Annotated in this window: 10 protein-coding genes and 1 pseudogene; all 11 read left to right on the top strand. The window is 63.9% G+C overall.

Annotation, left to right across the window (positions count from 1 at the left end; all coding sequences use genetic code 11):
• On the top strand, positions 1 to 530 hold a 530-nt coding region (gene istB, locus BM125_RS19090; RefSeq protein ID WP_139225120.1), incomplete at its 5' end, for an IS21-like element helper ATPase IstB.
• Positions 531 to 621: 91 nt separating this feature from the next.
• The gene (locus BM125_RS19095; protein ID WP_092410977.1) at positions 622 to 2,589 is read left to right on the top strand and encodes an FTR1 family protein; all 1,968 of its coding nucleotides are present in this window, start codon (positions 622 to 624) and stop codon (positions 2,587 to 2,589) included.
• 10 nt (positions 2,590 to 2,599) lie between these two features.
• Positions 2,600 to 3,271 carry a cation efflux transmembrane domain-containing protein gene (locus tag BM125_RS19100; protein ID WP_092410995.1) on the top strand — a complete coding sequence of 224 codons (672 nt, stop codon included), beginning with the start codon at positions 2,600 to 2,602 and terminating at the stop codon, positions 3,269 to 3,271.
• An 18-nt stretch (positions 3,272 to 3,289) separates the two neighbouring features.
• A complete protein-coding gene (locus BM125_RS19105; RefSeq protein WP_092410979.1) occupies positions 3,290 to 3,916 on the top strand; it encodes a cation diffusion facilitator family transporter in 627 nt (208 codons plus the stop codon).
• A gap of 59 nt (positions 3,917 to 3,975) precedes the next feature.
• Entirely contained in the window at positions 3,976 to 4,410 is a 435-nt protein-coding gene (locus BM125_RS19110) for a hypothetical protein (protein ID WP_139225121.1), read from the top strand.
• A 69-nt stretch (positions 4,411 to 4,479) separates the two neighbouring features.
• Positions 4,480 to 5,760, top strand: a complete 1,281-nt coding sequence (locus BM125_RS19115; protein ID WP_092410983.1) for a TolC family protein — start codon at positions 4,480 to 4,482, stop codon at positions 5,758 to 5,760.
• The gene (locus BM125_RS19120; RefSeq protein ID WP_092410985.1) at positions 5,757 to 6,989 is read left to right on the top strand and encodes an efflux RND transporter periplasmic adaptor subunit; all 1,233 of its coding nucleotides are present in this window, start codon (positions 5,757 to 5,759) and stop codon (positions 6,987 to 6,989) included. The genes BM125_RS19115 and BM125_RS19120 overlap by 4 nt, the downstream gene beginning before the upstream one ends.
• Before the next feature lie 30 nt (positions 6,990 to 7,019).
• A complete protein-coding gene (locus tag BM125_RS19125) occupies positions 7,020 to 10,133 on the top strand; it encodes an efflux RND transporter permease subunit (RefSeq protein ID WP_092410987.1) in 3,114 nt (1,037 codons plus the stop codon).
• Entirely contained in the window at positions 10,130 to 10,450 is a 321-nt protein-coding gene (locus BM125_RS19130) for a P-II family nitrogen regulator (protein ID WP_092410989.1), read from the top strand. The genes BM125_RS19125 and BM125_RS19130 overlap by 4 nt, the downstream gene beginning before the upstream one ends.
• A gap of 27 nt (positions 10,451 to 10,477) precedes the next feature.
• Positions 10,478 to 10,801 carry a P-II family nitrogen regulator gene (locus tag BM125_RS19135; RefSeq protein ID WP_139225122.1) on the top strand — a complete coding sequence of 108 codons (324 nt, stop codon included), beginning with the start codon at positions 10,478 to 10,480 and terminating at the stop codon, positions 10,799 to 10,801.
• 193 nt (positions 10,802 to 10,994) lie between these two features.
• A pseudogene (locus BM125_RS20510) lies at positions 10,995 to 11,223 on the top strand (hypothetical protein); the annotation flags it as partial.

Below are 11,223 nucleotides of genomic sequence, written 5' to 3' on the forward strand. Positions count from 1 at the left end.
TCACCGAGCGGGCCGAGAACATCGTCCTGGTCGGTGGCACCGGGACCGGCAAGACCCACCTCGCCACCGCGCTGGGCATCCAGGCGATCACCCGCCACGGCAAGCGCGTGCGGTTCTATTCCACCGTCGATCTGGTCAATCAGTTGGAGCAGGAGAAGGCCGCGGGACGATCCGGTCGACTGGCCAACCAGCTCATGCACCTCGATCTCGTCATCCTCGACGAACTCGGCTACCTGCCGTTCTCGCAGGCCGGCGGCGCGCTGCTGTTTCATCTGCTATCCAAACTCTACGAACACACCAGCGTCATCATCACCACCAATCTGGTGTTTGCCGAATGGGCCAACGTGTTCATCGACGCCAAGCTGACCACGGCTCTGCTCGACCGACTGACCCACCACTGCCACATCGTCGAGACGGGCAATGAATCCTACCGATTCCACCAGAGCAGCGGCCAGGCCAAAGCCCGAATCAAGTCGCGTGAGCAGGCCAAGCAGCGAGCATCCAAGGAGGTGATCGAAGAACCCTTCTGATCCCCTCCGACCCACGCTCGGAGTTACACTCCGACCACGCCGAGGGAGCTCTCCCCGGCCTTTATCCCTGGTCAATTTTCAACGAGCAGAGATGGTCAGTTTTCAACGAGCGCCAACACGCAACCTCCTGATCGTCGCACTGGCGGCCTGGGTGACCGCATCCCTCCCGGCGAGCGCCGCTGAACCGAGCCAAGCCAATCCGCGCCAAGCTTGGCAAATGCTCGATTACATCGCAGTGGACTACGCTGGCGCGGTCCAGCACGGGCGCGTGGTGGTCCCGGGCGAATACGCCGAAATGCAGGAATTCGCCGACACAGTGCGAACACAGTTGGCAGCCCTGCCTGCCGCGCCGAAGCAGCCGGCATTGGTCGCGCAGGCCGATCGGCTGGTGGCGGCGGTGGCGGCCAAGGTCGAGCCTGAGCAAGTGGCGGCACTCGCTCGTGGATTGGCTGACGACGTGCTGGCCAGCTACCCGATTGGGGCGGTGCCGGCGGCGCCGCCCCAGCCGGCCCGTGCGGCCGCGCTCTACGCCCAACAGTGTGCGGTCTGCCACGGCCCCACCGGACATGGTGACGGTTCGGCTGCGGCGGGGCTGGATCCCCCGCCGATTGCCTTCACCGACGCCGCCCGCGCTGCCCAGCGCACACCGTTCGCCCTGTACGAGGTGATTTCGCAGGGCGTATCGGGTACCGGGATGGCCAGCTTTGCCGCGTTGCCCGAAGGCGACCGCTGGGCGCTGGCGTTCTACGTGGGCAGCTTGGCGTATTCGCCGCAGGCCCGCACTGACGGCGAGGCGTTGTGGCGAAAGGATGCCGAACTGCGCGGGCGCATTCCCACGCTCGAAGCTTTGACGCGCACCAGCGAGGTCGGACTTGCCGCTTCGGTGGACGCCGAGCAGGCCTCGGCGATCATCGCCTACCTGCGCTCGCGACCGCAGGCGGTGAACGAACCGGTTGCCGACAACCGCGGACCGTTCGCGCTGGCGCGGCAGCGACTGGCCGACAGCCAGCGTGCCTATGCCGCCGGCGACACTGCACAGGCCCGTTCATTGGCCTTGTCGGCCTATCTGGATGGTGTGGAGCCGGTCGAGCCGACGCTGGCCACACGCGATGCCGCCTTGATGCGGGACATCGAAACTGCCATGGCCCGGTTCCGCACCCAGATCGGCCAGGGCACCGCACCGGCGGAGGTATCGGCGCAGGCGGTGCAGATCACCGAGCTGTTCGATCGCGCCGAGACGGTGCTGCAGGACACGGACATGGATACGACTACGGCCTTCCTCGGCAGCTTCACCATTCTGGTGCGCGAGGGCCTGGAAGCGCTGCTGATCGTGATCGGCATGATCGCGTTTCTGCGCAAGGCCGAGCGCCGTGAGGTGCTGCCCTTTGTGCATGCCGGCTGGATCGGCGCGCTATTGGCCGGGGGGATAACCTGGATGGTGGCGACCTATCTGGTGGGCATCAGTGGCACCAACCGCGAGGTCACCGAAGGTGTGTCGGCGCTGTTCGCTGCGGTGGTGTTGCTGAGCGTGGGCATCTGGATGCACCAGAAGAGTCTGGCCGGGCGCTGGCAGCAGTATCTGCACGCGAAGATGTCGGCGGCATTGACGCGGCGTTCGGCGATCTTCCTGTTCCTGCTGGCCTTCGTCGCGGTCTATCGCGAGGTGTTCGAGACGATCCTGTTCTACATCGCGATGTGGAGCGAACAGGCTTCCAGCGCAATTATCGCGGGCCTCGTGGCCGGAAGCGTGGTTCTCGCCGCGGTGGCGTACTGGATGCTGCGCATGAGCAAGCGCCTGCCGATCGGCCGGTTTTTCTCGATCAGTTCGATCCTCATTGCGGTACTGGCGGTCATTCTGGTCGGCAAAGGCGTCGCTGCCTTGCAGGAGGCTGGCTGGGTGTCGCAGGTGCTGGTCACCGCGCCTCGCATCGAATGGCTCGGCGTCTACCCGTCCTGGCAGTCGCTGTTGGCGCAGCTGACCGTCGCAATCGCTGCGGCAATCGGCTTCTTCGTCAATACCCGCACTTCACGCGCCTTGGCACGGGAGGCCAAATCATGAGATGGATGCCATGAGCCAATGTGAATGCCACGACACGGCGGCGGCGCTGAGCGCCAATACTGACCACGCCCGCCGACGTGTGTTGTGGATCGTGCTGGCGATCAACCTGTTGCTGTTCGCTGGCGAGTTCGGTGCCGGCTGGTGGGGCGATTCCAGCGCGCTGCAGGCCGATTCGCTGGACAGCCTGGGCGATGCGCTAGTCTACGGGCTGAGTCTGTGGGTGATCGGCGGCACGCTGCGTCAACGCAGCAAGGCCGTGTTCCTCAAGGGTTGGATCCAGGCGTTGTTCGGTGTTGCGGTGCTGGTGGAGGTCGGTCGTTGCGCCTGGTTCGGCACCGAACCACTGGCTCTGGTCATGGCTATCGCGGCCACCGTGGCTTTGGTCGGTAACCTGGCCTGTTTTGCGCTGCTCACCCGGTTCCGCAGCGACGACATGAACATGCGTTCGGTCTGGCTGTGCTCGCGCAATGATCTGGTCAACAATCTCGGCGTGATCGCGGCCGCCGGCCTGGTCGCCTGGCTCGATGTGGCTTGGCCGGATCTGGTCATCGGCGCGCTGGTCGCGGCGCTGTTCCTGCACACGGCCGCGCACGTGTTGTCAGGTGCGTGGAAGGACTGGCAGCAAAGTGATGGTCTTGCTTCGCAAGATTCCCGATCCACGTCTTGCGCTTCGCGACGTTGAAGAACAAGGATCCAGGCCATGAGCGATTGCGGTTTCCATCACGAAGCCAAGAATGTTGCTGAGCGTCGGGTGTTGTGGATTGCCCTGGTACTGAATGCGGCCATGGCGGTCATTGGCGGTGTGGCCGGCTGGATCGCACAATCCGCCGGCCTGCTGGCCGATGCGCTGGACATGCTCTCCGACGCCACAGCCTATGCGATCGGATTGATTGCCATTGGGCGGACCGCTCGCTTCAAGGCCAATGCGGCCTGGCTGAGCGGTAGCGTGCTGCTGGTGCTCGGTGTGGGGGTATTGATCGAAGTGGGGCGTCGCGTGCTGCATGGCGCCGAGCCGCTGAGTGGTTGGATGATCGGCACCGCGTTGTTGTCGCTTGCGGTGAACGTCTACGTGCTGCGCTTGCTGGCGCCGCTGAAGTCAGGTGAGGTGCATTTGCGAGCAACCTGGCTGTTCACCCGCGCGGACGTGGTGGCCAACGTAGGCGTGATTCTCGCCGGTGTGCTGGTGCTATGGCTCGGCTCACCCTATCCGGACTACATCATCGGCACCCTGATCGGCCTGTACGTCATCAAGGAGGCTGTGGAAATCCTCGGCGACGCACGGCAGGCGCGGCAGGATGCGCGGAACCCCGGCAATGCGGCCGAGTAAGACCATGTCGCCCTGGTTCGGCCACTCGCCCAAGTCGCCTTCGGAGAAGGCGTTGCCTGATGCAATTTCATAACAGCCCGGCCTGCCGGTATCATGTGCTGATGCTTGCGACCACTCCCGCTCCCGGCACTCTGCTCGGCCGTCTGCGCGCTTCGGCGTGGCTGGCGGTGCTGATGCTGCTGGTGTTCACGATGAAAATCGGCCTGGCCGCCGCTTGTGCCAAGCACGACTTCGCCGATTTGGGGTTGTCCTACGGAGTGTCCCCGGAAACCGTGATGACCGCTGCCCAGGCCGACACCGATGGTGGAGAACCCACCAAGGGTTCGCTGCCGCATGCAGGTACCTGCACCCACTGCGGTTGCCATCATGCAGCCGCTGTTCCCGTGTCGACCTGTGCCATGACGATGTGCTTGGCGAAAGAGGGGTTCGGCTACGCCCCGGATACGGCCCACAGCGCGCCTACGTTCGTGGAGCTTCGACCCCCGATCACCTGATCGACACCTGCCAGCCCTCCGCACCTAACCCGAGTGCCGGAGGACATTGTCGATTCAGAGGATTGATTCATGCCTGTTTTCCGTTTGTCACGACGACATTTCGTCGTACGTGCGGCCGTCGCCCTGCTGGCGATAGGCCCTTGGCTCGCACCTGCCTGGGCCACTGACGCCAGCATCGCTCCGCCCGCCATCCGCCAGGCGCTGCAAGCCGCTTGGCAGCAACACCCGTCTTACCGCGCGACCGAGGCGCAATTGGCCGCAGCCCGTGCCCACCTGACCGCCGCGGGACAGCCGCTGTACAACCCAGAGTTGGAGCTATCCAGCGACGATGAAGGCGCTGACCGCACGACCAGTGCCGGCCTGAACCTGACGCTGGACCTGAGCGGCAAACGTCGGGTCCGTCGCGATGCCGCCAGCGCCCGTGTCGATCAGGTCGCCGCTGAAGCACGAGTACACCGTCGCGATTTCGCCCGACAGTGGTTCACCGGTTGGGCCGACCTGCAGACGGCGCAGCAGCGCGTGCGTACCGGCGAACGTCGGTTGGCATTGGTGACCCGCTTTGGAGAGCTGGCCGAGAAGCAGTTCGCTGCCGATGACATTTCCGGTCTGGAACGCGATCTAGCGTTTCTCGCCCGCGATGAAGCGCAGGCCGAACAGGCACAACTGCTGGCCGAACAGGCCGATGCCGAGGCCCGTTTTCGCGTGGTGGGCGGCACCTCGGAGTGGATCGCCGGCACGGCGTTGCCGACCGATGCGCTGCCTACGCCAGATCCAATCGATGGCGGTCTTGAAACCCTGCCGGACTGGCAGGCCGCACAAGCCGCCGCCACAGCAGCCGAGCGCGAAGTCACGGTGGCGCGGCGCAACCGCATCGCCGATCCGACCATCGGCGCCTACACCGGACGCAAGAAGTACGACCTGGGTGGGCCCACCGACAATGTAGTCGGGGTCGCCGTCACCATTCCGCTATTCGTGCGCAACTCCTACCGCGCCGACGTGGTCGCCGCCCAAGCCGATGCGGACATGGCACAGGCGGATCTGCAGCGCGTGCAACTGGAACTGGAAACCGATCGCCGCCGGGCCACTAACAGCTATGCCGCGGCCGTTTCGGCCTGGAAGCGGTGGAAAGGCAGCCGCGGCACTGACGTGGAACGCCGCGCCAACCTGCTGGAGAAGCTCTGGCGCGAGGGCGAACTCTCCACCGCCGATTACCTGCTGCAGCTCAAGCAGACCCTCGACACGCAACTCGCCGGTGCCGAACTCGAAGCGCGCCTGTGGCGCCACTACGCCGATTACCTTGCCGCCACCGGCCAGCTCGAACGCTGGGCTGGCTTGGAGGGCACCCCATGAGAGCCATTCCGATGACCCCGTTCCGATTGATGACCCTGCCGCTCACTGCGGCACTGCTGCTGACGATCGCCGCGTGTTCGAAATCGTCCGACACTGAATCTGCCCAGGCACCCAACGCCGAAAAAACTACCGAGGCCGATCACGCCGAGTCGGGCGAAGCGGACCATGCCGAAGGTGCGGAAGCGCACGTTGAAGCAGGCGAAGAAGGCGAAGCCGCCGAGCCGGTGAAGATGGACGAAGCCGCGCTCGAAGCCGCCGGGATCAAACTGCAAACGCTGCAACCGTCCTTGCTCAGCGAGGAATTGCGTGCGCCGGGCGAAGTGGTCGACAGTGCCTACGGCACGACCTTGATCACGCCCCGCGTCGAAGCGCTCGTGGTCCGTCGGCACGCCAAGCTCGGAGATGAAGTGCGCACCGGCGCGCCGCTGGTCACGCTGGCGAGCGTCGAGGTGTCCGACGCGCAAGCCGAGCTGCGCATCGCCGAACAGGAATGGCGGCGTGTCTCGGCGTTGGGCCGTGAGGCCGTCGCCGGTCGCCGCATCACCGAGGCCAAGGTGGCAGTCGATCGCGCCCGCGCCAAGGCGCAGGCCTATGGTTTGCCGGGGACCGCCAGTGGCGGTGTGAACGGCCAATTCACATTGACCGCGCCACACGCGGGCCGTATCACTGAGGATGAGTTCGTCGTGGGCGAACGTATCGAACCAGGCAAGGCGTTGTTCCGCCTGGTTGACGAGTCGATCGTGTGGGTGGACGCCAAGCTGCCATCCGGCACGGTTTCCCGGATCGAACCAGGAAGTCAGGCCACCGTTGTCGTGGGCGGTGAACGCCTCGCCGGCAAGGTGATGCGCAGTGCACACCGCACCTCCGACGCGACCCGCACCGCCTCTGTCCGGCTCGAAGTGCCGAACCAGGATGATCGACTGCACGGTGGCGATTTCGTCGAGGTGTACTTCGAGGCGGCGTCCGCTGCCAACACCGACAACAAAGCGGCGACCCAATTGGCGGTACCGACCGACGCGCTGGTGCAGCTCGAAGGCGAGACCGTGGTGTTCCGCCGCAATGCGGCTGGCGCGCTGGAACCCGTGCCGGTGCGTGCGGGTGAGGTGATTGGCGATCGCACGGTGATCCGCGAAGGTCTCAAGACGGGCGACACCGTGGTCGTGGCCGGCGCCTTTGCGGTCAAGTCGCAGATGCTCAAGGCGCAACTGGGAGAGGGTCATGGTCATTGATCTCTCCCTCGTGATACGCGGAGGTGCACCATGCTGAATCGCCTGGTCGAACTTTCCCTGCGCTACAAGTTTCTGGTACTGATCGCCTTCGCGGTGGTGGCCTTCCTCGGCATCAGTGCGGTGCGCAACGTGCCCATCGACGCCTTCCCGGACGTCACGCCCGTCCAGGTCAACGTCTATACCGAATCCCCCGGCCTGGCCGCGGAGGACATCGAACTTCTGTTGACGACCCCGATCGAATCGGCGCTCGCCGGTCTGCCGAAAGTGCAGGAAATCCGATCGGTCAGCCTGTTTGGTCTGTCATATGTCGCCGTCTATTTTGAGGACGACATGGACATCTATTTCGCCCGTCAGCTGGTCAACGAGCGGCTGCAGGAGATTGGCGATCGACTGCCCGAAGGCTACGGCAAGCCGAGCATGGGGCCCAATACCTCCGGCTTGGGCCAAGTGTTCTGGTACACGGTCGAGCGCGCTCCGGGCGTCAGCAAGGACCAGGTCACCGACATGGACCTGCGCACCTGGCAGGAATGGACGGTGCGCCTGATCCTGCGCACTGCGCCCGGTGTCGACGACGTGACCTCTTGGGGCGGTGGCGAACGCGAGTATCAGGTGCAGATCGATCCGCAGCGCCTCTATGCCCGTGGACTGGGTTTCGGCGATGTCATCAACGCCATCCCGGCCAACAACGGCCAGGTTGGCGGCAACGTCATGGATGTCGGTCGCGAGCAGTTCCTGGTGCGCGGCTTGGGCCTGCTTAAATCGACGCAGGACATCGGCGCGATCGTGCTGAAATCCGAGCACGGCGTGCCGGTCTATCTGCGCGATGTGGCCACCGTGGTGGAAGCCCCGGCACCGCGTTTTGGTGCGGTGACCCGCGACGGCGAGGAAGTCGTGCTGGGCATGGCCCTGGCGCGCATCGGCGAGAACGCCAAGGACGTGGTCGAAGCGGTCAAGGGCAAACTCGATGTCGTCCGTGACGCCTTGCCCAAAACCATGGTGCTCAAGCCGATCTACGAGCGCACCGATTTGGTCAACAAGGCGGTCGGCACCGCGACGCGGGCCCTGATCGAAGGCTCGCTGCTGGTAGCGATCATCCTGTTCCTGTTCCTAGGTGAACTGCGCTCGGCGCTGGTCGTGATCGTGACGTTGCCACTGGCGATGCTGATTGCCTTCATCGGGATGGGCCAAGTTGGCCTGTCGGCCAACCTGATGTCGCTGGCTGGATTAGCGATCGGCATCGGCATGATGGTCGACGGCGCGGTGGTGATGGTCGAGAACGCCTTCCGGATCATGGCCGAGCGTCTCGAACACGGCGAGAAGGTCGACAGGACCTCCGCGGTGCTGGCGGCGGCGAAGGAAGTGGCCAATCCGATTACCTTTGCGATCGGCATCATCATCGTCGTGTTCCTGCCGCTGTTTGCGCTGGAAGGCCTCGAAGGCAAGATGTTCAAGCCGATGGCTTTCAATATTGCCTTCGCAATGGCCGGTTCGCTGATCCTGAGCCTGACCCTGATCCCGGTGCTGGCCTCGATGATCCTCAAGCCCAAGCCGGAGCGCGATACGTGGCTGGTCGCCAAAATCAAACGCGGCTACCGGCCGCTGTTGGACAAGGCGCTGGCACGCAAGCGGGTGGTCGTGGTCAGCGCCCTCGTCGCACTGTTGGCGAGCTTGGCGTTGTTCCCGTTCCTGGGTAAGGAGTTCATGCCGCAGTTGCAAGAAGGCTCGATCATGTGGCGCGTCACGGGCATCCCGTCGACTTCGCTGAACGAATCGATCAAGACCAGCAACACCATTGCCAAGGCATTCGAGCAGTTTCCGGAGGTCGAGACCACGCTGGCGATGATCGGCCGCGCCGAGAAAGGCGAAACTGCCGACGTCAACTACATGGAAATCTACACCGCCCTCAAACCTGAGGACGAGTGGAAGTCCGGCCGAAACATCAAGCAACTCGAAGAAGCCATGCAGGAGACGCTGGAGAAGGTCGTGCCCAACGTGGTGCCGGGCTACACCCAACCGATCCAGATGCGCGTGGAGGAATTGATCTCGGGCGTGCGTGCGACCTTGGCGCTGAAACTCTATGGCGAAGACCTGGAGGAACTCGACCGCATCAGCGGCCAGCTCAAGACTGTCCTCGGCAAGGTGCAAGGGGTGGCCGATCTGTCGCTGGAGGCCAATGTCGGCAAGCCGCAGATTCGCATCCAGGTCGATCGGGATGAACTGGCCCGTCACGGCATGAATGCCGAGGAAGTGCTCACCATCGTCCGCAATGGCCTGGGCGGTGAGCCGGTGAGTGTGCTGCTCGATGGCGTGAAGCGGTTCGACATCGCGGTGCGGTTGAGCGATGCGACTCGCGATTCGGTCGAGGCCTTGCGGAAGATCCCGTTGCGCACGGCCGCCGGCGCCTTGGTGCCGTTGTCGGAGGTTGCTGACGTGAGTGTGGCCGAAGGCTACTCGTTCGTTCGCCGCGAGCAACTGCAGCGCTATGCCGTGATCCAGATGGACGTGCGCGGCCGAGACGTTGACGGTTTCGTCAAGGAGGCTGAGGCCGCGATCAAACAGCAGGTGACGCTGCCCGCAGGTTACTGGATCGAGTGGGGCGGCGCATTCGAGAACCAGCAACGCGCCTTGGCGAAGTTGGCGTTGATCGTGCCGATTACGATCTTCTTCATCTTCGTGCTGCTCTACACCGCGTTCAACTCGATCAAGTACGCCGCGCTGATCCTGGCCAACGTGCCGTTCGCCACCATCGGCGGCTTGCTCGCACTGTTTGTCACCGGCCAGTATCTGTCGGTGCCCTCGGCGATCGGCTTCATTGCAGTATTCGGCGTGGCCATGCTCAACGGCATCGTGTTGGTGAGCTTCCTCAACGAATTGCGCGACAAGGGACGATCGGTGCGTGAGGCCGTGATCCAAGGTACGGCTTTGCGTTTGCGCCCTGTGCTGATGACGGCCAGCGTCGCGATCCTGGGCCTGGTGCCGATGCTGCTGTCCAGCGGCGTCGGCGCCGAGACCCAACGTCCGTTGGCGACGGTGGTCGTGGGCGGCCTGATCAGCTCGACGTTTCTGACACTGATCCTGTTGCCCGTCTTGTACGAATGGCTGGAAAACCGCGCTGAGCGCAAAGCACAGGAGACCGCTCCATGAAACAGATCAAGGCGTTCGTGCACCGCAACCGGGTCTCTGATCTGGTCCACGCGCTGGAAGCCGCAGGCTTCCAGCGACTGAGCCTGTTCGACGTGAAAGGCCTGCTGCGCGCCCTGAGTGCGCGAGAACAGGAGTACTCGGTCGAATTCGGAGATCAGGTGATCAGCGAAATCCAGTTGGAACTGTTCTGCGACGACACCGACGTGGCTCGTGCGGTGGAAATATTCCGCCTCGTCGGCCGAACCGGACATGCGGACGCGGGCTGGATCTACGTCAGTACGATCGAACAATCGCTGCCAATCAACGACATGCCATGAGCGTGTGGGCGCTTGAAGGAAATTGCCATGAAACTGATCGTTGCATTCATCCGCCCCTCCCACGCCGAGCCGGTTGTGCGTGCGCTTGAGCAGGCGGGCCTGTACCACCTCTCGCTCAGTCGGGTGCATGGCGTCGTGCAACCCGACGCGCCCGTCGTACGAGCGGACATGGGCGCAGAAGGCGAGCTGGAGGTTCGACTGGAGGCCTATTGCGAGGACGCGCGCTTTGAGCAGGCCGTCGAGCTGATTCGAGAAACAGGACACATTGGCAGTCTCCCCTCGGGGGCCTTGTTCGTCCACCCGGTGGACCACGCCTGGATCGTGAGCCAAGCAGTCACAGGAGAAGGGTGATGGGCGCAGGCCACGATCACGGCATCAGCGAAATCAAGCACGAGAAACCGCTGTGGTGGGCGTTCGGCTTGACATTGTTGCTGCTCGTTGAAAATTGACCATAAATCGAGGGTTCTGCTCGCTGAAAATTGACCAGGGTGTTCTGACCTAACCTGCCGGCCTTTTGGACCGGCAGGGAGACGAGGTGCACACCATGGCAACGTACGCAAAGGTGCGACGGATGCGGCTCCGCGAGGGGCTGTCGATTAGTGAGATCGCCAGACGGACGAGTCTGTCGAGGAATACGATCAAGGCGTGGCTGCGGGAGTCAACCCGCAGGGAGTTGAGTTACCGGCGCGAGGCGGGCTCGAAGAAGCTCGATGATCATCGAGAGTGGTTGCGACAGGCGCTTGAGATCGATGCCCGTCGGCCGAGAAAGGAGC

It is taken from the genome of Dokdonella immobilis, from assembly GCF_900115085.1.
Taxonomy (GTDB): domain Bacteria; phylum Pseudomonadota; class Gammaproteobacteria; order Xanthomonadales; family Rhodanobacteraceae; genus Dokdonella; species Dokdonella immobilis.

Coding starts and splice junctions, on each gene's coding strand:
- BM125_RS19115 (WP_092410983.1), top strand. CDS start 4,480: ATGCCTGTTTTCCGTTTGTCACGACGACATTTCGTCGTACGTGCGGCC.
- BM125_RS19100 (WP_092410995.1), top strand. CDS start 2,600: ATGAGCCAATGTGAATGCCACGACACGGCGGCGGCGCTGAGCGCCAAT.
- BM125_RS19095 (WP_092410977.1), top strand. CDS start 622: ATGGTCAGTTTTCAACGAGCGCCAACACGCAACCTCCTGATCGTCGCA.
- BM125_RS19110 (WP_139225121.1), top strand. CDS start 3,976: ATGCAATTTCATAACAGCCCGGCCTGCCGGTATCATGTGCTGATGCTT.
- BM125_RS19130 (WP_092410989.1), top strand. CDS start 10,130: ATGAAACAGATCAAGGCGTTCGTGCACCGCAACCGGGTCTCTGATCTG.
- BM125_RS19135 (WP_139225122.1), top strand. CDS start 10,478: ATGAAACTGATCGTTGCATTCATCCGCCCCTCCCACGCCGAGCCGGTT.
- BM125_RS19105 (WP_092410979.1), top strand. CDS start 3,290: ATGAGCGATTGCGGTTTCCATCACGAAGCCAAGAATGTTGCTGAGCGT.
- BM125_RS19120 (WP_092410985.1), top strand. CDS start 5,757: ATGAGAGCCATTCCGATGACCCCGTTCCGATTGATGACCCTGCCGCTC.
- BM125_RS19125 (WP_092410987.1), top strand. CDS start 7,020: ATGCTGAATCGCCTGGTCGAACTTTCCCTGCGCTACAAGTTTCTGGTA.